Annotated in this window: 22 protein-coding genes; 8 read left to right on the top strand and 14 right to left on the bottom strand. The window is 67.5% G+C overall.

Features of this window, described 5'->3' with window-relative positions; translation table 11 throughout:
* Positions 1–72: 72 nt before the first annotated feature.
* The 3 genes from LQD00_RS00245 to LQD00_RS00235 are packed head-to-tail and all read left to right on the top strand — an operon-like array spanning position 73 to position 2152.
* Complete coding sequence (locus tag LQD00_RS00245; RefSeq protein WP_232715125.1) at positions 73–831, top strand: TVP38/TMEM64 family protein; 759 nt, start codon at positions 73–75, stop codon at positions 829–831.
* Between the two features lie 53 nt (positions 832–884).
* Complete coding sequence (locus LQD00_RS00240; RefSeq protein WP_232715124.1) at positions 885–1508, top strand: hypothetical protein; 624 nt, start codon at positions 885–887, stop codon at positions 1506–1508.
* Positions 1505–2152 carry a hypothetical protein gene (locus tag LQD00_RS00235; protein ID WP_232715123.1) on the top strand — a complete coding sequence of 216 codons (648 nt, stop codon included), beginning with the start codon at positions 1505–1507 and terminating at the stop codon, positions 2150–2152. The genes LQD00_RS00240 and LQD00_RS00235 overlap by 4 nt, the downstream gene beginning before the upstream one ends.
* Positions 2153–2159: 7 nt before the next feature.
* Here LQD00_RS00235 and LQD00_RS00230 read toward each other — a convergent pair whose 3' ends face one another.
* The 3 genes from LQD00_RS00230 to LQD00_RS00220 all read right to left on the bottom strand — a co-directional run bounded on the left by LQD00_RS00230 (position 2160) and on the right by LQD00_RS00220 (position 4712).
* On the bottom strand, positions 2160–3344 hold the full coding sequence (locus LQD00_RS00230; RefSeq protein ID WP_232715122.1) for an SPFH domain-containing protein: 1185 nt from the start codon (positions 3342–3344) through the stop codon (positions 2160–2162).
* A gap of 44 nt (positions 3345–3388) precedes the next feature.
* Positions 3389–3817: an NfeD family protein gene (locus LQD00_RS00225; protein WP_232715121.1), complete on the bottom strand. Its 429-nt coding sequence runs from the start codon at positions 3815–3817 to the stop codon at positions 3389–3391.
* 67 nt (positions 3818–3884) lie between these two features.
* Positions 3885–4712: a DUF3097 domain-containing protein gene (locus LQD00_RS00220; protein WP_232715120.1), complete on the bottom strand. Its 828-nt coding sequence runs from the start codon at positions 4710–4712 to the stop codon at positions 3885–3887.
* Between the two features lie 118 nt (positions 4713–4830).
* On the opposite strand from LQD00_RS00220, the gene LQD00_RS00215 reads away from it, so the two are divergent.
* A complete protein-coding gene (locus LQD00_RS00215; protein WP_232715411.1) occupies positions 4831–5661 on the top strand; it encodes a serine/threonine protein kinase in 831 nt (276 codons plus the stop codon).
* A 23-nt stretch (positions 5662–5684) separates the two neighbouring features.
* Here the strand turns inward: LQD00_RS00215 and LQD00_RS00210 are convergent, their stop codons facing one another.
* The 10 genes from LQD00_RS00210 to LQD00_RS00165 all read right to left on the bottom strand — a co-directional run bounded on the left by LQD00_RS00210 (position 5685) and on the right by LQD00_RS00165 (position 16427).
* Entirely contained in the window at positions 5685–6344 is a 660-nt protein-coding gene (locus tag LQD00_RS00210; RefSeq protein WP_232715119.1) for a hypothetical protein, read from the bottom strand.
* A gap of 468 nt (positions 6345–6812) precedes the next feature.
* Complete coding sequence (locus LQD00_RS00205; protein ID WP_232715118.1) at positions 6813–7457, bottom strand: hypothetical protein; 645 nt, start codon at positions 7455–7457, stop codon at positions 6813–6815.
* A 364-nt stretch (positions 7458–7821) separates the two neighbouring features.
* Complete coding sequence (locus tag LQD00_RS00200; protein WP_232715410.1) at positions 7822–8913, bottom strand: ferrochelatase; 1092 nt, start codon at positions 8911–8913, stop codon at positions 7822–7824.
* 17 nt (positions 8914–8930) lie between these two features.
* On the bottom strand, positions 8931–9770 hold the full coding sequence (gene inhA, locus LQD00_RS00195) for an NADH-dependent enoyl-ACP reductase InhA (protein WP_232715117.1): 840 nt from the start codon (positions 9768–9770) through the stop codon (positions 8931–8933).
* 70 nt (positions 9771–9840) lie between these two features.
* Entirely contained in the window at positions 9841–10575 is a 735-nt protein-coding gene (gene fabG1 / locus LQD00_RS00190; RefSeq protein WP_232715115.1) for a 3-oxoacyl-ACP reductase FabG1, read from the bottom strand.
* Positions 10576–10661: 86 nt separating this feature from the next.
* The gene (locus tag LQD00_RS00185; RefSeq protein WP_006868235.1) at positions 10662–11630 is read right to left on the bottom strand and encodes a VWA domain-containing protein; all 969 of its coding nucleotides are present in this window, start codon (positions 11628–11630) and stop codon (positions 10662–10664) included.
* Between the two features lie 3 nt (positions 11631–11633).
* Positions 11634–12572, bottom strand: a complete 939-nt coding sequence (locus LQD00_RS00180) for a DUF58 domain-containing protein (RefSeq protein WP_154883834.1) — start codon at positions 12570–12572, stop codon at positions 11634–11636.
* Positions 12562–13752 (bottom strand): AAA family ATPase, encoded by a 1191-nt coding sequence (locus LQD00_RS00175; protein ID WP_232715113.1) that lies wholly within the window; start codon positions 13750–13752, stop codon positions 12562–12564. The genes LQD00_RS00180 and LQD00_RS00175 overlap by 11 nt, the downstream gene beginning before the upstream one ends.
* Before the next feature lie 142 nt (positions 13753–13894).
* Positions 13895–15427 carry an NlpC/P60 family protein gene (locus LQD00_RS00170; RefSeq protein WP_040536897.1) on the bottom strand — a complete coding sequence of 511 codons (1533 nt, stop codon included), beginning with the start codon at positions 15425–15427 and terminating at the stop codon, positions 13895–13897.
* A gap of 370 nt (positions 15428–15797) precedes the next feature.
* The gene (locus LQD00_RS00165; RefSeq protein WP_232715111.1) at positions 15798–16427 is read right to left on the bottom strand and encodes an Rv1476 family membrane protein; all 630 of its coding nucleotides are present in this window, start codon (positions 16425–16427) and stop codon (positions 15798–15800) included.
* Positions 16428–16729: 302 nt separating this feature from the next.
* Here LQD00_RS00165 and LQD00_RS00160 point away from each other — a divergent pair, with 302 nt between their 5' ends.
* The 3 genes from LQD00_RS00160 to LQD00_RS00150 all read left to right on the top strand — a co-directional run bounded on the left by LQD00_RS00160 (position 16730) and on the right by LQD00_RS00150 (position 21863).
* A complete protein-coding gene (locus LQD00_RS00160) occupies positions 16730–19531 on the top strand; it encodes an aconitate hydratase (RefSeq protein ID WP_232715109.1) in 2802 nt (933 codons plus the stop codon).
* Positions 19532–19546: 15 nt separating this feature from the next.
* On the top strand, positions 19547–20113 hold the full coding sequence (locus LQD00_RS00155) for a TetR/AcrR family transcriptional regulator (RefSeq protein ID WP_232715107.1): 567 nt from the start codon (positions 19547–19549) through the stop codon (positions 20111–20113).
* Positions 20114–20318: 205 nt separating this feature from the next.
* Complete coding sequence (locus LQD00_RS00150) at positions 20319–21863, top strand: AMP-binding protein (RefSeq protein WP_232715105.1); 1545 nt, start codon at positions 20319–20321, stop codon at positions 21861–21863.
* Positions 21864–22111: 248 nt separating this feature from the next.
* Here LQD00_RS00150 and LQD00_RS00145 read toward each other — a convergent pair whose 3' ends face one another.
* Positions 22112–23740: an ABC-F family ATP-binding cassette domain-containing protein gene (locus LQD00_RS00145; RefSeq protein ID WP_232715104.1), complete on the bottom strand. Its 1629-nt coding sequence runs from the start codon at positions 23738–23740 to the stop codon at positions 22112–22114.
* Between the two features lie 99 nt (positions 23741–23839).
* On the opposite strand from LQD00_RS00145, the gene LQD00_RS00140 reads away from it, so the two are divergent.
* Positions 23840–24112: SDR family NAD(P)-dependent oxidoreductase (locus LQD00_RS00140; protein ID WP_232715102.1), on the top strand; the 273-nt coding region annotated here is incomplete at its 3' end.

The following is a 24112-nucleotide window of genomic DNA, read 5'->3' as shown; positions in this document are numbered from 1 at the left end:
TGCGCCACCCGACGGGGTGCGTGCTGGTCGCGACGTGGAGGGGTCCGGTGAACTCCAGAGTAGAGTGTCCGGGTGCCCGAGCCAGCCCCCGTCACCGAGGTGACACCAGCCGTGACGGGCAGTCGACGCCGGGTCACCTTCGATCGCCGGGTCGTCCGCCGCGCGCTCATCGCCGCCGCGGTCGTGGCAGTGGTCCTGCTCGGTTCCTATTTCATCCCGCTCCCCTCGATCGGCAGCGTTCGAGCATGGGGCGACGACCTCGGCCCGGCCTTCCCGTGGCTGTTCTTCGCGGCGTATGCCGTCGTCACGATCGCACCGATCCCCCGCTCGACCTTCACGGTGATGTCCGGGATCTTCTTCGGCCCCCTCGTCGGGTTCGTCGGCGCGATGGTCGCCTCGTCGATCGCCGCGGTCGCCGCCTTCGGACTCGTGCGGGTCCTCGGCCGCGATCGGGTGCGACCATTCCTCAAGAAGCCGGTCGTCAAGGCCGTCGAGTACCGCCTGGAACGGCGCGGCTGGCTGGCCGTCGGCTCGCTCCGCCTGATCGCGGCCTGCCCGTTCTCGGTCGCGAACTACTGCTCGGCCTTGTCCTCGGTACGGCCGTTGCCGTTCACGGTCGCGAGCATCATCGGCATGGCTCCCGGAACCGCGGCCGTGGTGATGCTCGGCGATTCGCTGACCGGCGGCGCCAACCCCGCCCAGCTACTGGTCAGCGGAGCACTCTTCGCGGTCGGGATCGCCGGGTTGATCCTCGACGCCCGGTTGCCGGTGACCACCGAAAGCCCTCAAACCTCCGGACTTGATCACGGCGAATCAAGTTCAGAAGGTTGATCAATCCAGCCACAAGACTTGATCGAGGTCGATCAAGCCCGTAGGCTTGTGTGATGTTCGTCATGACCGTCGACCAACGCGGCAGCCGCACCGACGTCGACCGCGTCGAAGCAGTCCTGGAGCGACTCCGCGACATCGACACGGTCCGACCCTTCGAGCGCACCGCAGGCGACGAGATCCAAGGCGTCCTCGATGATCCGCATACCCTGGCACGCCTCGCCGTCGAACTGACCGCCGACGGACACTGGAGCGTCGGCATCGGCACCGGCGATGTCGAGCAGCCTCTCCCCTCGTCCACCCGCGCAGGCCGTGGAGCCGCCTTCGTCCACGCCCGGGACGCGGTGGAGGCGGCCAAGCGCCAGCGCATACCGCTGTGCGTACGCGGTCCCGATGCCCGATGGTGCCGCCACGCTCAAACCGCCGGCCGCCTGATCAGCGACATCGTCGCCACCCGAAGTGCGGCCGGGATCGAGGCGGTGGCCCTCATGCGACGCGGACTCACCCAGGCGGACGCGGCGGGCGTCCTCGACATCACACCCCAGGCGATGAGCCAACGACTCCGCGCCGCCGGCTGGGACCTGGAACCCGATTCCCTGGAGCTGCTCGCCGATGCACTCGCCGAGGCCAACCGCCGGCATGTCGGCGAGCAGGCCCCGGATGCGACGGTGGTGCGATGACCGGGATCGCGCTCGCCCTCCTCGTGCTGACCGCCGTCGCACCCGTGCTGTGGCTGGGGGTGGAGCAGCTCCTACCTGACCGCACAGTCGACGACCCGACCGTGCCGCGGTCGGCGACCATCGTGCACGCGATCGGCCTGACGGTCCTGCTCGGACTCGCCACTGCTACCGCGATCGTCGCCGCCACCGCCGGACCCGCAACCGGGTTCCCCGCCGCGTCGGCGACCGTGATCGCAGCGGTCGCGGCAGTCACCGGTGGCGGCCCGGTGGTGCGCGCAGTACTGAAACTGGGCGGCGTCCGAAGGGAACCGTCGCCGACGCCCGCCCCGGAGAACCCCTCTGACACCGAAACCCCCGACGACACCGAGACCCCCGACGACGCGGACACCGCACCGTCCGACCCGAACGAGGTCGGGCCGCTCCGCGGCGGTCGCGTCATCGGTTATCTCGAGCGCCTGGCCGTCGTCACGGCGCTGATGGCCGGGTGGCCGGAAGGCCTCGCGATCATCCTGGCGGTGAAGAGCCTCGCGCGTTATCCCGAACTACGTGCGCCGCAGGCGTCCGAGCAGTTCATCATGGGCACCTTCGCCTCGGTGCTGTGGGCGATCGGCCTCGCCGGCATCGAACACCTCATCACCACCTGAGGTCGGCCTAACCGGGCGTGGTGCCGGTCTCCTCGACCGCGGCGTCAAGCGACGCGGGACGTGACGACCGGCCCACGCCGGTGCCGATCTCGGGGGCGACGGGCTTGCGGGCCACCGCCTCGGCCTCGGCGACGGCCTGCGCCACCTTCGGATCGGACGCCAGCGAGAACCAGTCCTCGGTCTCCGACTCGTCGATCTGCGAGGGCGGCGAGTCGGTCGGCTCGTACCGGAACACGCCGTCGTCGCCCTGGATGCCGAAGGACTTCGCGAAACCCTGGAGCGCCGAACCGAAGTCGGACGGCACCACCCAGACCTTGCTGCCCTCGCCCTTCGCCATCTCCGGCAACTGCTGGAGGTATTGGTAGGCAAGCAGTTCCGGAGTCGGCTTGGCCGCCTTGATCGCCGCGAACGTCTTCTCGATGGCCTTCGCCTCGCCCTGTGCGTTCAGGTAGGCCGCCGCGCGATCACCCTGGGCACGCAGGATGCGAGACTGCCGCTCCGCCTCGGCGGCCAGAATCGCGGCCTGCTTGGCACCCTCGGCCGCGAGGATCTGCGACTGCTTGTTGCCCTCGGCGGTCTTGATCGCGGACTCGCGCTGACCCTCTGCGGTGAGAATCGTCGCGCGCTTCTCACGATCGGCCTTCATCTGCTTCTCCATCGACTCCTGGATCGACGGCGGCGGCATGATCGACTTGAGTTCGACGCGGGCGACGCGCAGGCCCCAGCGGCCGGTCGCCTCGTCGAGCACGCCGCGCAGCTGCCCGTTGATGGAGTCACGGGAGGTCAGCGTTTCTTCAAGGGTCATACCGCCGACCACGTTGCGCAGCGTGGTGATGGTGAGTTGCTCGACGCCGGCGATGTAGTTGTCGATCTCGTAGACGGCCGAACGCGGATTCGTCACCTGGAAGTAGACGACGGTGTCGATGGACAGCGTGAGGTTGTCCTCGGTGATCACCGGCTGCGGCGGGAAGGACACAACCCGCTCGCGGATGTCGACCCGCGCACGGATCCGGTCGATGAACGGCAGCAGCAGCGTCAGCTGGCCGGACACGGTGCGGGTGTAGCGGCCGAGACGTTCGATGACCGCGGCCTCCGCCTGCGGGATGAGCGCCACCGATTTGGCCAGCACCACCGCCACGAACACGACCAGCAGTACCACCACCACCAAGCCGAAGATCTGTAAGTCGTCCACAATTCACCTTTCTCGCGGAATGTCGAGCAGGTCGGGTCGAGCGATCAGGCGCGCCACACCACTGCGGTCGCACCGTCGATCTCGACGACGGTCACATGGGTTCCGGGTTCGAGCACCACTGCGGGGTCGACCGACCGCGCCGACCAGATGTCGCCGCCGATCTTCACGCGACCGTCGTCTCCGTCGACCGTCTCGGTGACGACCGCCGGCTGCCCCTCCAGGGCCTCGGTGTTCATGAGCACGGCGGGGCGATTGAGCATGTGGCGCTTGGCAACCGGACGAACGGCGACGAGCAGCAGAACCGACACCGCCGCGAACACCAGGCCATCCACCCAGAGGGGCGGCTCCCACACGAAATCCACACCGGCCGCGGCGAAGGCACCACCGGCCAGCATGAGCAGCACCAATTCGCCACCGAACATCTCCGCGACCGCCAAGACGATCGCGGCCGCCAACCACAGCAGGGCGCTCATGTGTCCAGTCTGCCAGAGATGTCCGAGCACCCGCGGTTCGTCGACGGCGCGGGCGAGCGGGCCGTCGCTATCCGGCCTCTTCGGCAGCGGTGACGAAGTCGATGAGTTCCTCCACCGACCGGAGGAGGGGCACCTCGAGATCGCGGAAGCTGCTGACCCCGCTCAGCACCCGGCGCCAGCCGTCCCGCGGGTCACCCCATCCCAGCTGGGCGCACACCCCGGTCTTCCAGTCGGTGCCGCGTGGAATCCTCGGCCAGGCCGAGATCTTGACCGAGGCGGGCTTCACCGCCTCCCAGACGTCGATGTAGGGGTGGCCGCACACCAGCACGTGCTCTCCGACCTCGGCGGTGAGGTGGGCCTCCTTCGAACCGGCCACGAGATGGTCGACGAGAACACCCGCACGCCGATGCGGCGCGGGCTGGAACTCGGCGAGCGCCGCATCGAGGTTGTCGAGACCGTCGAGACTGACCACGACAACCCCCTCGGCCCGTAGGTCGTCACCCCACACCCGTTCGAGCAATGTCGCATCGTGCACGCCCTCGACGAAGATCCGGCTGGCCCGTGCGGTGCGCGCGCGGGTGCGCGGCGCGGCCCGCGAACCCGATGCCGTCGTCGCCGGTTTCTGGGGTCCGCGCGTGCGCGGCCTGACGAGGGTCACGGTGCGACCGTCGATCAGGAAGGCGCCGGGGTTCATCAGGAAGACGCGGGTCTGGCCGTGCCGGTCCTCGAGTCGGACCAGGTCACCGGCGTAGCTCTTCTCGAGCCCGACGACGGCACCGCAGAAACCGGTGGCGGCGTCCTCCACGACCAGGTCACGTTCGGCCGCGACCTCCACCGGACGCGGCTTGGCCCGGCGTGGCTGAGACAGCACATCGCGCCCGTACCGGTCATCCATCGCGTTCCACCTCTTCGTCCCTGGACATCTGCGCCCAACACCGTAAGCGCCCGTGCCCCCGGCGGCGGGTTGCCACGCCCGGCGACCGTTCCGGGGCCGGCGGTATCCTTGTTCCTTGATGAATCGCAGCGACATCCTCCCCTCCATCGTCGCGTGGCCGACCTGCGCCCTGGGCGCGTGGTCGGCCGCGTGGCTCACCGGGCGCTGCTCCCCCGACGACGTGATCGAGGCGCTCGCCGAATCCGCCGACCGGCATGAGGTGTCGACCGAACAGCCCACGACCCCAACGGGATCCGGGAACGGCGTACTGGACCTGCTGGGTTTGCTGAAACCGGCGCGTCGCCTGGCGGTGCGCCTGCCGTCCACCGGCGACCCGCAGGGTCTGCCGCCGAACCCCGCGACGTCGAGGGCCCTCACCGCCGGCGAGGTTCTCCTGGTCGACGATTCGGACACGGCGGGCACCCTTGCACTCGTCCCCGAGTTCTCCACTCTCGGTGTCGATCCCCCGTACGTGACCTGCCGGTGGACCACCTTCCGGTATGCGGACCGGCTCGACCTCGACCATCTGGTGTCGTCCGGCCCGTCCGCGGGTGACCTGGAATACGACCTGCGCCAGGCGGTCCGCGATGCGGCGGCGATCATCGGCGGTCTCGGCGGACGCCGGTCGGTCGACGCGGGCGATCTGCGCAAGGAGCTCGCGGGCCTCACCGCCCGGCATCGCGTTGCACTGCCCCCGCATGCGCTCGACGCCCGCTCCACGCGGCTCATCGACACCGCCGCCCAGGTGGAGGCCATCGTCGATCTGGCCGGGGCCCGTCGGGTCGAGATCGGCGACACCGCGGGGCAATGGGATTCGGGGGACTCCGCCCTACGCGGGCTGCAGACGCTCACCCGGACCGCACGCGCGGCCGCGGTCAACGCCACGATCGGTGAGCTGCTCCGCCGCTGATTCAGGTGCGACTCGGGAACGCGTCAGGCCGGACCGGACTCCGTTCGGCGTCGTGGCGGCCGGTCGGAGACGAGGCCGTACATCGTGATGCCGTTCCAGCACTCGACTGCGAACTCGCTGGCGCCCCAGACCTCCGCGTAGTAGCGACGCAGAGTCTCCGAACCCGTCCATGCGTAGTACGGACGCGATGCTGCCGTGCAGAACTGTTCGATCTCGCACATCATGCCGATGAGCGCTCGACCGCCGCGCTCTTCGGGCGAGACCAACGCGAGCCGGAGACTCACCGCGTCGTCAACGGGCGGCTCGAGCTGCGAACTGGTCAGGAGTTCGGCGAACCGCTCACGCAGGCCCGGTATCGACGCCACACGCGTCACGTCGACCGGCACCAGCGGCGGTTCACCGTCGTGCGACAGGTCGGCATCGTGTGGCTGAAAGATCAGGACACCGACCAGACGACCGTCTCGCCGCGAACCGAGGACACATCCCGCTTTCAGTAGCGGCCGGACGAGAATCTCGGCCAACCATTTCCGTAGGTCGATATCGGAAATATGCTCGCCGAGCAGCCACCGGTACAGGGGAATCTCGTCGACGTGACGGGTCAACAATTCGATCGCGCACCCGAGATCATCGTAGGTGAGCGTCGACGTCTCCACTTCCCCGAATTGTCGTGGTCGCGTTTCCATCTCACACCCGTCCTCAGCAGCGAAAATACTTCACCTTTTCCATAAACCGCGGGTGGGCCGCGTCATCACGACGCGGCCCACCCGGAATGACTGCCTACGAAGACGACCCTGCGTCGTCGCTACCGCTGGTGGAACCGGTGAAGATCGCTTCGAGGAGAGGGCCGAGCACGTCGATCTCGAGCCGGATGGGTCCTTCAGCCATTGGAAAATCCTCTCTGAACATTCGCTGCCCGGTCGGGCCGCGCAATGGACAGAATCACACCACAATTCGGCAATCCCACTCAGATTCGAATTCTTCGTTACTCATTTGTTATATCAAATAAACGGATCGCTGATATGGACAAACGACCAGAAATTCACGGAAGAAAATAAACTACAGGCGATAGGTTGAATTGGTCATCCGACCCATTGCGCCAACCGCAGAATGGTCAAGCGTCCAGGTCGCCCTTTCAGCAGCGCAGCGTTCCCCTAAAGCGCACGCCGGGATCGCGGCGCCCCGTCGGAAACGAGTCCGTACATCGTGATGCCGTTCCAGTTCTCGCTCGAGAACTCGGTGGCACCCCAGACCTCTGTGTAGTAGCGACGCAGGGTCTCCGAACCTGTCCACGCATAGAACGGGCGAGCTGCGGCCGCACAGAACCGCTCCAGCTCGCGCATCATGGCAACCGTTGCCAGGCCGCCGCGTTCGGTGTGCGCCACGACTCCGATCCGGAGGTTGATCGCGTCGTCCGCCGGAGGTGGCAGCTTCGAACCCGTCAGCAGATCTGCGACGCGTTCCCGCATTCCGGGTACGGTCGCGACCGCGGCGAAGTCGGCCGGGGCCAGCGGTGGCTTGCCACCGACCGAGAGATCGGCGTCGTGCGGCTGGAAGACCAGCAAACCGACGAGACGATCGCCCCGTCGGGCGCCGATGACGTATCCCGCGTTCAACAATGGTCGTACGAGGATTTCCGCCAACCATTTTCGCAGCGAGCGATCAGCGATGTGTTCGCCGAGCAACCAGGAGTACAGCGGTATCTCGTCCAAGCGGTCTGCGAGCAATTCGATGGCCAGATCGAGGTCGGCACCGCCGAGGGTGACCGTTTCGATCGATTCGTACTGTTCAACAGTCATCGCAGTTCACATTTCGGTGCAGACATGAAAACAGACCCCAAAAAAGACAGGTGGGCCGCGTCGTCGACGCGGCCCACCTGTAAAGACTTCTCACGCAGGCGGCGTGTCTTCGTCCAGCGATCCGGTGAGAATGGTGTCCATGATCGACCCGAGAACCGAGTCGTCCAGATCGATAAGCTTATCTGCCATTACAGATTCCTCTCTGAGATCGCCACCCGGGGGGAGGTAGCGTATCCACAGAATGTCACCTGACAAAGAACAAGGCCACACGTGCCCTCTCCTGTTATTCGATTGTTATCTACGCAAACGATCAGGGCGCCCGCGCAGAAACGATCGTTAACAATGGGCGTGCGATCGACCGCCGCTAGGTGGCATCGGCCGCGGGGGCCGATGGCCGCGATGGCCGTGCGGCGGGCACGCAGCACCGGTCCCGGCACACGCGACCGTTGTCCCCGCAACCCATCGCGGTGAGATCTCCGAGGCCACCGGCGTAGGTCTCCACGTACTCCCCGATCATTTCGACAAATCGAGGATCGGTGCCGACGGTGTCGGCCCGAACGTAATCCATCCCGAGTCGCTGCGCCGTCTCGGCCGCTTCGTTGTCGAGGTCCCAGATCACCTCGAGGTGATCGGAGATGAAACCGACGGGATAGACCACTACCCGGCGAACACCTTGCGCCGCAAGACCTTCGAGATGATCACAGATGTCCGGTTCGAGCCACGGGATCTGCGGGGGTCCCGACCTCGACTGCCAGACCTGGTCGAAGTCGTCGACGCCGAGGGCGTCGGCAACGGCCTGCGACGCGGCCATCACCTGGCGCGAGTAGAGACCCCCGCCCTCGGCGGCCGGTCCGGACGCGGCATCGGCCGAGCTCGGCACGGAATGTGCGGTGAACACCAGGCGGACCGGGTCCTCGGACTCACCGAGCTTCTCGATCCCGCGACGGACGGCGTCTGCGCCGGCCGCGGTGAATGCCGGATGCGACCAGTACTGCGGTAGTTTGCGGAGCACCACGGCACCCTCTGGTGTCGTGGACGCGGGTTCACGCTCGGCCAGCGCCTTCAACGACCGGTCGATGTCCTCGTGGTACTGACGGCACCCCGAATACCCACCCCAGGCGGAGGTCGGGAAGACCAGAATGCGGCGATGCCCGGCCCGGTACATCTCGGCCAGGGTGTCCTCGGCCATCGGGTGCCAGTTGCGGTTGCCGAAGTACACCGGAATGTCGACGCCCCGCCGTGCCAGGTCTGCGCGGAGGCCGTCGATCATGTCAAGGTTCAGCCTGTTGATCGGCGACACCCCACCGAAGTGCAGATAGTGCTCCGCCACCGATTCCAGGCGTTCCCGCGGGATACCACGGCCCCGGGTCACGTTCTCCAGGAACGGCATGACCTCGTCGGGGCCCTCGGGACCACCGAAGGACAGGAACAGGACGGAATCGAAGGCGGTCTCCACGGCGTCTCTTCCCGGGCTCACGACCCGGAGGTCATGCCCTCCGGGAACCAGGTGTTGTGGCTGGCGCCGCCGTCGACGTAGACGATCGAGCCGGTGGTGCCGGGCAGCCAGTCGCTCAGCAGCGCACAGACCGACTTGGCGACCACGGTCGGGTCGTCGACGTCCCAGCCGATGGGCGACGCGCCGTCCCAGTACTCGTTGAGCATGTTCAGCTGCTTGGCGTCGTCGGTTGCGGTGCCGGCGATGGCCTTGGCCGCGAGCGTCTTGATGGGACCGGCGGCGACCAGGTTGGAGCGGATCTTCTTGGCGTTGCCCACTTCTCGCGCCACGTAGCGGTTCACCGACTCGAGCGCCGCCTTGGCGACGCCCATCCAGTTGTAGTACGGCATGGCGGTGCGGGGGTCGAAGTCCATACCCACGATGGACCCGCCCTCGTTCATGACGGGCAGTACGGCGCGGGCCAGCGACGCGTAGCTCCAGGCCGAGATCTCGAACGCCTTGGCGGCGTCGGGGCCGGGGCCCTCGAGGAACGGCTTGGCCTCCGGGCCCATCAGGGTGCGCGGTGCGAACGCGATCGAATGCATGACACCGTCGATGCCCTGCGGGGCGATCTCACGGATCTTGCCGGCGAGCGACTCGAGGTCCTCCTCGTTGGTGACGTCGAGACCGATGGCCGGCGGCACCTCCTTCGGCAGACGCTTGGCGATCCGGTCGATCAGCCGCAGCCGCTCCGGGATGCCGGTGATGATCACCGTCGCGCCCTGCTCCTGCGCCATGGCGGCCGCGTGGAAGGCAATCGACGCATCGGTGATGATGCCCGTGATGAGGACGGTCTTCCCGTCCAGGATTCCGCTCACGAAAGTGTGCTCCTGATATCGACGTTGATTGAGATGTGGTGTGGCCGTCGGCCGGTGGTGACCCGCAGGGTCAGTGACCCATGCCCATGCCGCCGTCGACCGGGATGACCGCGCCGGAGATGTAACCGCCCTCGTCGGAGGCGAGGAAGCTGATCGCGGCGGCGACGTCCTCCGGCTTGCCGGTACGACCCAGCGGGATGGCCTGCTTGGCCATCTCGATGTAGCGATCCTCCATGGCCGCGGTCATGTCGGTCTCGATGAAGCCGGGCGCGACGACGTTCGAGGTGATGTTGCGCGATCCGATCTCACGGGCGATGGAACGCGACATGCCGATGAGGCCGGCCTTGGACGCCGCGTAGTTGACCTGGCCGGGGATACCCGACATCGCGACGACCGAGCCGAGGAAGATCATGCGGCCCCACTTGGCGCGCTGCATTCCCTTGGTGGCCCGCTTCGCGCAGCGGAAGGCGCCGGTGAGGTTGGCGTCGAGGACCTTTTCGAAGGACTCCTCGGACAGACGCATGAGCAGCATGTTGTCGGTGATGCCCGCGTTGGCCACAAGGATCTCCACCGGACCCTGGTGGGCCTCGACCTCGGCGAAGGCCGCGTCGACCGACTCGGAGTCGGTGACGTCGCACTTCACGCCGAACAGACCCTCGGGGGCACCGGAGCCGCGGTGAGTGACCGCGACCTTGTGGCCGTCGGCCGCGAGGCGCTGGGCCACGGCAAGGCCGATCCCGCGGTTGCCGCCGGTCACCAGGACCGAACGGGAGGGGTTCTGCGCTTCGTTGCTGGATGCCGTCATGGGTGTCTAACCTATCCGTTCTGTTTGGGTCGGCGTCGCGGTGGTCGTCGGACGTGGCTAGCCGGCCGGCCGGGCCCGGGGTCGGGTCAGGGCAGCCTGCGATTGATCGCGAGCGCTGCGAACGCCGAGACCAGCGCGAACAACGTACCCGCGATCAGCCACGGCTTCGAGTTGTCCCCGCGTCGTGTCTCGTAACCGATCTCGTTCTGCAGTTTCTCGTAGACCTTGTTGAGCTCGTCGAGGCTCGCGGCGGTGAAGAAGTCGCCGCCGGAGAGGTTCGCGATCTTGCGCAGCGAATCGTCGTCGACGGGGACCGGGACGCGATCACCCTCGAGTTCGACGGTGCCCGTCCGGGTGCCGAAAGAGATCGTCGAGACCGGGATCTTCTCCTCCTTGGCCTTCCGGGCCGCGGTGAAGGCACCGCGCGGGTCGTCGGGGTCGTCGGGCACGGTCTCCTTGCCGTCCGACAGCAGCACGATCCGCGCCGGCGGGGCCGCCTCGCCCCCGCCGAGAACGGCGTTGAGTGTGCTGATCTGCTGCAACGCCGCGAAGATGCCCTCGCCGGTCGCCGTCTTGTCGTCGAGCCTCAGTTTGTCCACGGCAACCTTGGTCGCGTTGTGGTCCGGGGTCGGCGAGACCAGGCTCGCCGCGGTGCCGGCGAAGGAGATCAGGCCGAGGTTGATGCCCTCGGTCAGCTCGTCGGCGAACTTCTTCGCAGCCTCCTGTGCGGCCTTGATGCGCGACGGCGAGACGTCGGTCGCGTTCATCGACCGCGAAACGTCCATCACGAGGATCACCGTCGCCTTGTTGCGGGGGACCTTGCGGTCGGCCTGCGGGCCGGACAAGGCGACCGTCAGCAGGATCAGCGAGATGATCAGCAACGCGATCGGCACGTGGCGCAGCCGGTTGCGGTCGGCGGGTGCGACGGACTTCAGGAGATCGAGGTTCGCGAACGTCAGCGCCCGTTGCTTGCGGCGACGCAGCATGTACACGTACGCGGCACCGAGCAGGGCCACGACGAGCAGCAGCAACAACCAGAAGGGACTGGACAGCATCGGCTACCCCACCCCGGCGGCCAGGCCGCGTCGTCGCTGGGCGATGAACTTGACGGTGTCGGTGATCCACTCGCGGTCGGTGCGGAGGGAGAGGGTGGCTCCCCCGCAGCTGCGCAGCGTCCGGTGCACGCGCTGCTGATGGGCGCGGGCGGCGGCGGCGAAGTCGCGCTGCAGCTCCTCGGTGACGGTGACGTCGTGGATCTCCCCCGACTCGGCGTCGGCCAGGGTGACCTCGCCGATCGCGGGCAGTTCCAGGTCGCGAGGGTCGAGGACCTCGACCGCGAGCAGTTCGTGATGGGCGCCGATGGCACGCAACGAGCGCTCCCAGTCGATCGGTCCGAGGAAGTCGCTGATGACGACAGCGAGCCCGCGGCGGCGCTGCGGCCGGCGCAGTGCCTCGATACCGGCCTTGAGGTCGCCGCGGACACCGGGGGCGCTGCGCCGGGTCGTCGCGATGGCCTTGAGGAGGTTCTGGGCATGGGCGCGGCCGGCTCGCGCGGGCACCCGTACGACGTCGTCGCCGGTCACCACGAGGGCGCCGTGCCGGTTGCCGCCACCGGTGGTGAGATGCACGATCGCGGCGGCCGCGGCCACCGCCAGGTCGCGCTTGGTGCACCCGACCGTGCCGAAGTCGAGGCTCGCCGACGCATCGACGACGAGCCAGGTCTCGAGCTCGCGGTCGGCGATCATCTGGCGCACATGCGGCTGGGTGGTGCGGGCGGTGACCGACCACTCCATCCGACGGACGTCGTCACCGGGCTGGTAGGCACGTGCCTCCCCCGGTTCCGAACCCGGGCCGGGGATGAGTCCGAGATGCTCGCCCTGCAACACGCCGTCGAGCTTGCGACGGACGGTGAGCTCCAACATCTTCAGAGCCGCCGTCAGCTGGGGCTCCTCGAGCAGCCCGGCACCGAGGCTGGGTAGGTCGCGATTAGCCGCCATACCGCGCATTCGGGTTCACCGGACCGGAGCCCTGCGGAACCTGCTGTCCGGCATAGCCGTTGGCGCCCTGCTGAGGCTGGGGCGCGCCGGCCTGGCCCTGTCCCTGGGGTGCCGCCGGGTACGACGGCGACTGCACCGGCTGCGCACCGACCTGCGGGAGTCCCACGGTCTGCAGCACCCGGGTGATGACCTGATCGGCGTCGATCTCGTCGGCCAGCGCGTCGTAGGACAGCACCAGGCGGTGCCGGAGGACGTCGGGCATGATCTCGACGATGTCCTGCGGGATGACGTAGTCGCGTCCCCGGACCAGTGCGAGGGCTCGGGCCGCGGCCACGATGCCGAGCGTCGCTCGCGGCGAGGCGCCGTAGGACAGCCACGACGCGACGTCGTTGAGACCGAGCTCGGCCGGACGACGCGTCGCGTTGATGACACGGACGACGTAGTCGACGAGCGCGTGGTGGACGAAGACGTTCGCGGCGGTCTTCTGCAGACGCAGCATCGCCGCGGGGTCGAGGACCTGCGAGGCCGTCGGCGGGACGTTGCCCATCCGGTAGACGATCTCGCGCTCCTCCTCCACCGACGGGTAGTCGACGAGAACCTTGAACAGGAAGCGGTCTCGCTGGGCCTCCGGCAGCGGGTAGACACCCTCGTTCTCGATGGGGTTCTGGGTCGCCATCACGAGGAACGGGTCGGGCATCGGGTAGGTCTTGCCGCCGATCGACACATGCCGTTCGGCCATGACCTCGAGGAGCGCGGACTGCACCTTGGCCGGCGCACGGTTGATCTCGTCGGCGAGCAGGAAGTTCGCGACGACCGGGCCGAGCTCGGTGTCGAATTCCTCGCGGCCCTGGCGGTAGATACGCGTACCGATGAGGTCGGTGGGCACCAGGTCGGGGGTGAACTGCACGCGGGAGAAGGATCCGCCGACGACCTTGGCGAAGGTCTCCACCGCGAGCGTCTTGGCGACGCCCGGCACACCTTCGAGGAGGATGTGGCCGCGGGCGAGCAGACCTACGAGAATCCGTTCGACGAGCTGGTCCTGACCGACGATGACGCGCTTGACCTCGTAGATGGCCCGCTCGAGCAGGGCGACGTCGGCGTCGCTCAGCACCGACGAGTCGGCGCCTGCCGCGGCCGGGTCCCCCGTGGCCGCCTTGTCGAGGGAGTGCGATTCGGTCAACCCGTGCTCCTGTTCGTCTGAACTCTGCTGCTCACTGGTGTGGCCACGTCGGGGCCGAAGACACCCCCGCGTGTTTGTGCCAGCCTAGCCGTGCGAACTGAAAAGGCGCCAAGAAGATGTGCGGCCCGTCGTTCGGACGTTCTCAGAGGAGGCGGACCACGTTGGGCATCGCACCGCTGGTGCGCAGCGGCGACACCTTGACGACGGAGCCGGACTGCGGGGCCTCGACCATCTTGTTGTCGCCCAGGTACAGCGCGACGTGCTGGCTCGCGTTCGGGCCGTAGAAGATCATGTCGCCGCGACGCATCTGCGACAGCGGGAAGTGCGGACCCGACGTGTACTGGTAGCCCGTGTAGTGCGGCAGTTCGATGCCGACACCGGCGAAGGCGTAGATCATCAGACCGGAGCAGTCGAAGCCGACCTTGCGGTAGTCGCCGTAGCTGTCGGCGACGCCGCCGTCGCGGATGCCCTGCGTCGGACCGTTGACGTCGCCGCCGCCCCATGCGTAGGTGACACCCAGCTGCGACAGTGCCCGGTTGACGACGATCTCGACCGCCTGCGGGCCGCGCAGACCCGGCCGCATGATGCCACCCGATCCGCCGCCGCCGCCGGAGCCGCCGAACAGGGAACCGAGGCTTCCCGATCCGAGGCGGGAGCTCAGGCTGTCGTTGCCACTGCTGCCGGTGAGGTCCATGCCGCCGAGACCGAGCTCGTTGAGGAGTTCGGACTGCGGCAGTCGCTGCTCGCCGATGATGCCCTTGAGCATCTGCGAACCGACGTCGAGGCCCATGCCGAGGGCCGCGGAACCCACGTCGACGGCGATCTGGGCAGCGGCACGCGCGGCGATCGAGAGCAGTTCGTTGTCGGAGACGTTGGTCGTCGGCAGGTCCGGGAGGGTCGGGGCCGCCGGGAAGATGTTCTTGAGCAGGTCGCGGGTCGACGGTCCGGCGGCCTGCTTCTTGGGCACATATCCGCGGATCGAGTCGATCTTCTTCTGCACGCGGTCACGCTTGGCGACCAGCGAGGCCTTGCGCTCCGACTGTTCGGCGATGGCGGTCTTGGCCTCGGACACCGCGGCCAGGGCGTCCCGCTTGCGCTGGTCGGCGCTCTTCGCGGCGAACGCCGCCTGCCGGCGGGTCGCCTCGACGGCGGCCAGACGGTTGGCCTTCTGGTTACGGGCGACCTGGAGACGTCGGATGGTCTCCTGCTGCTTCTTGCCGACCTGGTCGAGCAGCTTCATCCGGTCGAGGACCGCCTGGGGGTCCGGGGACGCGACATAGTTCGACATCGAACCCTGTTCGGCGCCCTGCTGGTACGCGAGTCGCACGAAGTTGTCGAACGTCTTCTGCGCCTCGGTGACGGCCTGACCGGCGCGGTCGAGTTCGGTGCGCGCGCCGCGGGCGGCGACGGTCGCCAGACGCCGCTGGGCGAGCGAGTTCTGGAAGTCGACGATCGCGCGGTTGACGTTCTCCTGCCGGACCGCGAGGGCCTCGTCGAGGTCGGCGATGTCCTGGTTCACCGAGGCGATCTCGTTGATCAGTCCGGTCACCGGCGACTCGGGCGCCTTCTTCGGGGTCGCGACGGCATGACCGGCGCCGACCGCACAGATGAGAACGGCGGCCATGGCCGCCGTGACGCGCGCCGGCCAGGACGCACCTGTTCTAACTCGCCTCACCTGAACTCCTCGCGGTTCCTTCCGGGGACCTGTCCGATCCCCGGATCTCGATCGAACGGCCACTGTGGGCCGCCCCGACCACACACTGCACATTCGTCGCATCCGCCCCTGCAGGGAACACAAGTCACACATGCGACATCAGAACCGTACGTCACATCAACCACACGAGAAAACCGAAAGTTGTGAATTACAAAGGCGTGATTACCTGGGAAAATGCTGTGAACTGCAGATAGTTCACCACCGTGGCTCAGGTCTCGAATTCGCAACAAACCGGTACACGAACCGGATCGGGCGCGCGCACGACGACGCCGGCGCCACCGGACCGCGGGAAACGGTCGTCAGGAACGCCGGCGAGAGACGTGGTGTGGGGTCAGGAAGAGGCCGACGACTCGGCCCGGGTCCCGTCGCGAGGGGTGTCCACATCATCGGACGACGCAGCATCTGCCCCGACTGGGGCCACGGGGCCCAGCGGACCGTTCGCCGCCTTCGCACGCGCCCGCCGGGTGCGGAATCGCGCGCCGACCGCACCGAGGACGACGACGAGGATGAGGAGCAGACCGACCACGGTCCAGTCGATGTGCGAATCCGTCATCGAGTCGACCATCTGCCGGGCCGCGCCGGGCGGGTCGGTGAGGGTCAGGTTCTGTGTCGCCTGCTCCTGGATGACCCGGCTGAACTCCGGGGAGGAACTGCCCACCGAGTTGGGACCGAGGACGATCACGGTGCCGCCGACCTGCTCCTGCAGCTGGTTGGCGATGTCCCGGTAGAGGCTGAACCGCGGCTGCACCTGGTCGACGACCACGAAGCTGAAGTCCTGGCCTTTGCTCTTGGCGTACTCGATGACCTCGAGCATCGCCGGGACCTGTTCGGGGCTGGCGCCGGCGACCCCGTCGTCGGCGATGTCGCGCGACAGTTCGGCCATGTCGACGCCGACGAGCCCGGTGAGTTCGGTGTTCTCCTCCGGCGCGGCCAGCATCAGCATCGTCGGCTCGGGACCCATCTGTCCTCACCCCTGTCTGTCGGTACAACCCCGCGACGAGCAAAGGTGACGCTCGCCGGACTTCGACCTGCACGGTACGACACAATGGACTCGTCCGGGTATTCGCCCACGGCGTGAGTCGTCGGCGGCGTGTCGCCGATACCCCGCTTGGTAACAGTACGCTCGTACTGTTAGACTGGACGATGTTGTCGCGGGTTGTCTCGCGGACATCCGATGGCACCGGTGCAGCCCCGCCGGGTTTCAGAATTTCATCGAGCATCGCCGACGCAGCCCGTCGGTAAACGAGGAGAGTGGATTTAGACGTGAGTATCAATTCCTTCGGCGCCCGCGGCACGCTGGACGTCGGCGACAACAGCTACGAGATCTACCGCCTGAACGCCGTCAAGGGCGCCGAGAAGCTCCCCTACGCCCTCAAGGTGCTGACCGAGAACCTCCTCCGCACCGAGGACGGCGCGAACATCACGAAGGAGCACATCGAGGCCCTGGCCAACTGGGACCCGAGTGCCGAGCCGAGCATCGAGATCCAGTTCACCCCGGCCCGCGTGATCATGCAGGACTTCACCGGTGTGCCGTGCATCGTCGACCTCACCACCATGCGTGACGCCGTCAAGGAACTCGGCGGCGACCCGGACAAGGTCAACCCCCTCGCCCCCGCCGAGATGGTCATCGACCACTCCGTCATCATCGAGGCCTTCGGCAACGCCCAGGCCTTCGAGCGCAACGTCGAGATCGAGTACCAGCGCAACGAAGAGCGCTACAAGTTCCTCCGCTGGGGCCAAGGCGCCTTCGACGACTTCCGCGTCGTCCCGCCGGGCACCGGCATCGTCCACCAGGTCAACATCGAGCACCTCGCGCGTTCGGTCATGGTCCGTGACGGCGTCGCCTACCCCGACACCTGCATCGGCACCGACTCGCACACCACGATGGAGAACGGCCTCGGCGTCCTGGGCTGGGGCGTCGGCGGTATCGAGGCCGAGGCCGCGATGCTCGGCCAGCCGGTCTCGATGCTCATCCCCCGCGTCGTCGGCTTCAAGCTGACCGGTTCCACCAAGCCGGGCGTGACCGCCACCGACGTCGTGCTCACCATCACCGAGATGCTGCGCAAGCACGGCGTGGTCGGCAAGTTCGTCGAGTTCTACGGCAACGGCGTCGCCGAGGTGCCGCTGGCCAACCGCGCCACCATCGGCAACATGAGCCCCGAGTTCGGTTCGACCTGTGCGATGTTCCCCATCGACGAGGAGACCGTGAAGTACCTGCGGCTCACCGGTCGCAGCGAAGAGACGCTCGCCCTCGTCGAGGCCTACGCCAAGGAACAGGGCATGTGGCTGGAGAAGGACGCCGAGGAGGCCGTGTACTCGGAGTACCTCGAGCTCGATCTCGCCGACGTCGTCCCGTCGATCGCCGGCCCGAAGCGTCCGCAGGACCGCATCGAGCTGTGGGACGCCAAAAATGCGTTCCGCAAGGACATCCACAACTACGTCGAGAACGGCAACAGCCCGGCTCACACCAAGCTCGACGAGGCCGTCGAGGAGACCTTCCCGGCTTCCGACCCGGCCACGCTGACCTTCGCCGACGATGACGCGGAGCCCCTGCACTCGGCCGCCAACGGCGCCGAGGGCCGCCCGACCAACCCGGTGCGCGTGGACTCCGAGGAGCGCGGCTCGATGATCCTCGACCACGGCATCGTGACCATCGCGTCGATCACCAGCTGCACCAACACCTCCAACCCGTCGGTCATGCTCGGCGCAGCGCTGCTCGCCAAGAAGGCGGTCGAGAAGGGCCTGACCTCCAAGCCGTGGGTCAAGACCTCGATGGCTCCCGGTTCGCAGGTCGTCACCGGCTACTACGAGAAGGCCGGCCTGTGGCCCTACCTGGAGAAGCTCGGCTTCTACCTCGTCGGTTACGGCTGCACCACCTGCATCGGCAACTCGGGCCCGCTGCCCGAGGAGATCTCGAAGGCGATCAACGACAACGATCTGACCGCCACCGCGGTGCTCTCGGGCAACCGTAACTTCGAGGGTCGTATCAACCCCGACGTGAAGATGAACTACCTGGCCTCGCCGCCGCTGGTCATCGCCTACGCCCTCGCCGGCACCATGGACTTCGACTTCGAGTCCGACCCGCTGGGCAAGGACACCGACGGAAACGACGTCTTCCTCAAGGACATCTGGCCGACCAACGAGGAGATCGAGGCGACCATCGCCTCGTCGATCTCCCCGGAGCAGTACGCCGCCGACTACGCCGATGTCTTCAAGGGCGACGAGCGTTGGCAGAACCTGCCCACCCCGTCGGGCAAGACCTTCGAGTGGGACGAGAAGTCCACCTACGTGCGGAAGCCTCCGTACTTCGAGGGCATGCAGCTCGAGCCGGCACCCGTCTCCGACATCAAGGGCGCCCGCGTCCTCGCGAAGCTCGGCGACTCGGTGACCACCGACCACATCTCCCCCGCGTCGACGATCAAGCCCGGCACCCCCGCCGCGCAGTACCTCGACGCCAACGGTGTGGCCCGCAAGGACTACAACTCGCTGGGCGCCCGCCGTGGCAACCACGAGGTGATGATCCGCTCGACCTTCGGCAACATCCGCCTGCAGAACCAGCTGCTCGACGGTGTCACCGGTGGTTACACGCGCGACTTCACCCAGGAAGGTGCGCCGCAGTCGTTCATCTACGACGCCGCGCAGAACTACGCCGAGCAGAACATCCCGCTCGTCGTCCTCGGCGGCAAGGAGTACGGCACCGGTTCGTCGCGTGACTGGGCGGCCAAGGGCACCAGCCTGCTGGGTGTCAAGGCAGTCATCACCGAGAGCTTCGAACGCATCCACCGCTCGAACCTGATCGGCATGGGCGTCATCCCGCTGCAGTTCCCCGAGGGTGAGTCGCACAAGTCGCTGGGCCTCGACGGCACGGAGACCTTCGACATCTCCGGTATCGAGGAGCTCAACGAGGGCAAGACCCCGAAGACCGTGCACGTCACCGCCACCAAGGAGGACGGCTCGAAGGTGGAGTTCGATGCCAAGGTTCGCATCGACACCCCCGGCGAAGCCGATTACTACCGCAACGGAGGCATCCTGCAGTACGTGCTGCGGAACATGATCAACGGCTGACAAGGAGCACGCGACGTGCCCAAGGTCAGTGATGACCGCCTTGCCGCGCGTCGTCGGGAGATTCTCGACGGCGCGCGGCATTGCTTCGCGGAGTACGGATACGACGGTGCGACCGTCAAGAGGATCGAGGAGTCCACGGGCCTGTCCCGGGGCGCGATCTTCCACCATTACCGGGACAAGGAAGCGCTCTTCCTCGCGCTCGCGCACGAGGATGCCGAGCGCATGGCCGATGTCGCCGCCGAAGAGGGCCTCGTGCAGGTCATGCGCGACATGCTCACGCGACCGGAGGACTTCGACTGGCTCGGCACCCGGCTCGAGATCGCACGAAAGCTACGGACCGACAGCAGCTTTCGTGCGGAGTGGATGGCCCGCTCGGCCGAGCTCGAACAAGCCACTCTCCGCCGTCTCGAACGCGGCCGCCAGGCCGGCCGGCTCCGTGACGACGTCCCCACCGAGGTCCTGGTGAAGTACCTCGACCTCGTTCTCGACGGCCTGATCACCCGGTTGGCGTCGGGCCAGCCCACCGACGATCTGCACGCGGTCCTCGACCTCGTCGAGGAATCGGTGCGGGCCCGGGACTGACCACCAGCACCACCGCTCGACCACACCCGGCGAGTCGTCCGAACGGTCGTTCGGCGGCTCGCCGGTGGTGTTTTGTGGGCCGTCCTGACAGCAGGCGGTGAGGTCGGCCGCGGAGGCTAGGGTACTGTGACACACGACACCCCGAACGATCGTTAGATAACGGACGTTCCGGGTGAACGTCCCCCTTCGTCAGAGGAGAGCACCCTTGTTCCCTGGAGTCTTCGCCAAGTCCACTCCGGACAAGCCCGCCGTCATCCGTGCCGCCACCGGCGAGCAGTTGACCTACCGTCAGCTCGACGAGAACTCGACCCGGCTCGCCAACTATCTGGAGTCGCTGGGCCTGAAGCGCGGAGACAGCATCGCGGTGGTGTCCGCCAACGATCTCCACGTCTTCGAGGTGTACTGGGCGGCACTGCGCAGCGGACTGTACGTGACCGCGGTCAATCACCACCTGACGGCGGCCGAGACCAACTACATCCTCACCGACTGCAACGCCCGGGTGCTGTTCGCCGGCGCGTCGGTCGCCGACGCCGTGTCGCGGTCCGGCGAGATCGAGGCCCTCACCGGCACCGGCCGCCGGGTGGTGTGGGGCGGGGACCTCGAGGGCTTCGACAGCTACGACAAGGTGCTCGCCAACGCCTCGGCCGAACCACGCACCGACCAGCCGCGCGGTACCGACATGCTCTACTCGTCGGGCACCACCGGCCGTCCGAAGGGCATCAAGACCCCCATGCCCGACGGCCAGGTCGACCAGATCCCCGACGCCTACACCGCGATCTTCGCACCCATGTACGGCTTCGACGAGAACGCCGTCTACCTCTCCCCCGCGCCGCTGTATCACGCTGCGCCGCTGCGCTACTGCGGCGTGACCAATTCGGTCGGCGGCACCGTGATCATGCTCGACCGGTTCGAGCCCGAGGCCGCCCTGGCAGCGATCCAGAACCACAAGGTGACGCACAGCCAGTGGGTGCCCACCATGTTCATCCGGATGCTCAAACTGCCCGAGGAGGTTCGCAACTCCTACGACGTCAGCAGTCTGAAGATCGCCATCCACGCCGCGGCACCGTGCCCGGTCGAGGTGAAGCGGGCGATGATCGAGTGGTGGGGACCGGTCATCCACGAGTACTACGCGTCCACCGAGGCGGCGGGTGCGACGTTCATCGGTCCGCAGGAGGCGCTCGACCACCCCGGGTCGGTCGGCAGGCCGCTGCTCGGAGTCGTCCACATCTGCGACGAGGACGGCAAGGAACTCCCGGTGGGCGAGGTCGGTCAGGTCTTCTTCGAGCGCGAGGACGTTGCCTTCCAGTACCACAACGATCCGGAGAAGACCCGCAAGGCCCAGCACCCGGAACACGAGAACTGGTCCACGACAGGTGATGTCGGCTACGTCGACGAGGAGGGATACCTCTACCTCACCGACCGCAAGGCCTTCATGATCATCTCCGGCGGCGTGAACATCTACCCGCAGGAGGCGGAGAACGTCCTGATCAACCATCCGGCGGTCTTCGACGTCGCCGTGATCGGTGTTCCCGATTCGGATCTCGGTGAGGTCGTCAAGGCCTGTGTCCAGCTCGCCGACGGTCGTGAGCCCTCCGACGAACTGGCCGATGAACTCATCGCATTCACCAAGGAGAGCATCGCCGCCTACAAGGCACCGCGGTCGGTGGACTTCGTCGACGAGCTACCGCGCACACCCACCGGCAAGCTGGTCAAGGGTGAACTGCGCAAGAAGTACTGGCCCGCGAGTTAGCATCTCGCTCCCTGAGGTGCGGGCGCGGCAGCCCGCCCTCGCTCCCTGAGGTGCGAGCGCAGCAGCCCGCCCTCGCCCCCTGAGGTGCGAGCGCAGCAGCCCACCCTCGATCCCTGAGGTGCGAGCGCAGCGAGCCTCGAAGGGTTGGCGACTCACTCACCAGGCCTTCGAGGCTCGTCGCTTGCGCTCCTCGCACCTCAGGCAGCGGGAGGTGTCGGCACGCTGGACCCCACCAAAACCCAAGGAGGTCAGGCGAGCTCGATGATCTCCTGGTACTCGTCGCTCCAGTGGTCCTCGGTGCCGTCGGGCAGGAGAATCACCCGCTGCGGGTCGAGTGCGGCAGCGGCGCCGGGATCGTGGGTCACGAGGACCACGGCCCCGGTGTAGCTGCGCAGGGCGTCGAGGACCTGTTCGCGTGACACGGGGTCGAGGTTGTTGGTCGGCTCGTCGAGGAGCAGGACGTTGGCGGCCGACGACACCAGACCGGCCAGGGTGAGACGGGTCTTCTCACCACCGGAGAGGGTGCCGGCGGGCTGGTCGAGTTGCGCGCCGCTGAACATGAAGGCGCCCAACAGTCCTCGCAGGTCCTGTTCACCCGCGTCCGGCGCGGCGTGGCGGATGTTCTCCCACACCGAGGCCTGATCGTCGAGGGTGTCGTGCTCCTGCGCGAAGTAACCGATCTTGAGGCCGTAGCCCGGCTCGAGCTGTCCCGTGTCCGGCTTCTCCACGCCTGCAAGCATTTTCAGAAGGGTGGTCTTGCCGGCACCGTTGAGTCCGAGGACGACGACGCGGCTGCCCTTGTCGATGGCGAGGTCGACGCCGGTGAAGATCTCCAGGGAGCCGTAGCTCTTCGACAGCCCCGAGGCCATGAGCGGTGTCTTGCCGCAGGTCGCCGGTTCCGGGAACCGGATCCGGGCGGTGCGGTCGGCCACCCGCTCCTCATCGAGCGAGTCGATCATGCGCTCGGCGCGCTTGAGCATGTTCTGGGCGGCCGTCGCCTTGGTGGCCTTGGCGCCGAGTTTCGCGGCCTGGGCGCGCAGCGCGGACGCCTTCTTCTCGGCGTTGGCACGCTCACGGCGACGACGCTGCTCGTCGGTGGCGCGCGCGTCGAGGTAGCGCTTCCAGCTCATGTTGTAGATGTCGGCCTCGCCGCGCACCGCATCGAGGAACCACACACGGTTCACGACGTCGGCGAGCAGGTCGACGTCGTGGCTGATCACGACGAGCCCGCCCTCGTGGTTCATCAGGAAGCTGCGCAACCACGCGATGGAGTCGGCGTCGAGGTGGTTGGTCGGCTCGTCGAGCAGCAGTGTCGTGTCGGACTTCCCGGAGCCGTCAGAGGCGGCGAACAGGATGCGCGCGAGCTCGATACGGCGACGCTGACCACCGGAGAGGGTGCGCAGCGGCTGGTTCAGGACGCGATCCGGCAGACCCAGGCTGTTGCAGATGCGGGCGGCCTCGGACTCGGCGACGTAACCGCCGAGGGCGGCGAAACGCTCTTCGAGACGCCCGTAACGGGCGACGGCCTTGTCGCGCAGCTTGTCGTCGGCGGCCTCGGCCATCCGCGCCTGCTGCTTCTCCATGTCGCGCAGGATCTCGTCGAGTCCGCGAGCGGAGAGCACCCGATCCTTGGCGAGGACGTCGAGGTCGCCCTCCTTGGGGTCCTGGGGCAGGTAGCCGAGTTCGCCCGAACGGCGGACGGTGCCGGCGTAGGGCTCGGTCTCACCCGCCAGGATGCGCAGGGTGGTGGTCTTTCCGGCGCCGTTGCGGCCCACGAGGCCGATCCGGTCGCCGGGCTGGATACGGAGGGCGTCGCCGGGCGCCGACAACAGGGTCCGAGCGCCCGCTCGTACCTCCAGGTCGGTCGCGGTGATCACGACAGACCAGTCTACCGGGGCGCGTCCAGTGGTTTGTCCACGAAACCGTCGCGGACCTCCTCGTGGAGTCGCCCCGCGGCGACACGGTGGACCGATACGGTGTGGGACGTGACGCAATCCACAACGTTTCCCCAGTCTTCCTTCCCCCAGACGTCCGACCTGACCGGGCGTTCCGCTCTGGTCACCGGCGCCAGCCGGGGCATCGGTGAGGCCATCGCCACCGAGCTCGCCCGACGCGGCGCCTCGGTCGTCATCACCAGCCGCAAGGCCGAGCCCCTCGAGGAGGCCGCCGAGCGCATGATCGACTCGCTCGATGAGGAGCGGGTGGCCGACCGCACCGCCCGGATCCGGTTCCCGGAACCGGCGACCTGC

Origin of the sequence: Gordonia metallireducens (assembly GCF_021245825.1) — a bacterium.
Lineage (GTDB): Bacteria > Actinomycetota > Actinomycetes > Mycobacteriales > Mycobacteriaceae > Gordonia > Gordonia namibiensis.
Note: the sequence above shows the minus strand (reverse complement) of the source record. Positions and strands in the feature narration are given on the sequence as shown.

Bases quoted from the DNA above. Each gene is read 5' to 3' on its own strand.
- LQD00_RS00165 (WP_232715111.1), bottom strand. From the start codon at position 16,427: ATGGGTCCCGAGCCGACGATGCTGATGCTGGCCGCGCCGGAGGAGAAC.
- LQD00_RS00225 (WP_232715121.1), bottom strand. From the start codon at position 3,817: ATGAGCGCCCTGCTGTGGTTGGCGGCCGCGATCGTCTTGGCGGTCGCG.
- LQD00_RS00215 (WP_232715411.1), top strand. From the start codon at position 4,831: ATGAATCGCAGCGACATCCTCCCCTCCATCGTCGCGTGGCCGACCTGC.
- LQD00_RS00240 (WP_232715124.1), top strand. From the start codon at position 885: ATGTTCGTCATGACCGTCGACCAACGCGGCAGCCGCACCGACGTCGAC.
- fabG1 (WP_232715115.1), bottom strand. From the start codon at position 10,575: ATGACGGCATCCAGCAACGAAGCGCAGAACCCCTCCCGTTCGGTCCTG.
- LQD00_RS00185 (WP_006868235.1), bottom strand. From the start codon at position 11,630: ATGCTGTCCAGTCCCTTCTGGTTGTTGCTGCTGCTCGTCGTGGCCCTG.
- LQD00_RS00235 (WP_232715123.1), top strand. From the start codon at position 1,505: ATGACCGGGATCGCGCTCGCCCTCCTCGTGCTGACCGCCGTCGCACCC.
- LQD00_RS00180 (WP_154883834.1), bottom strand. From the start codon at position 12,572: ATGGCGGCTAATCGCGACCTACCCAGCCTCGGTGCCGGGCTGCTCGAG.
- LQD00_RS00205 (WP_232715118.1), bottom strand. From the start codon at position 7,457: ATGACTGTTGAACAGTACGAATCGATCGAAACGGTCACCCTCGGCGGT.
- LQD00_RS00220 (WP_232715120.1), bottom strand. From the start codon at position 4,712: ATGGATGACCGGTACGGGCGCGATGTGCTGTCTCAGCCACGCCGGGCC.
- LQD00_RS00210 (WP_232715119.1), bottom strand. From the start codon at position 6,344: ATGGAAACGCGACCACGACAATTCGGGGAAGTGGAGACGTCGACGCTC.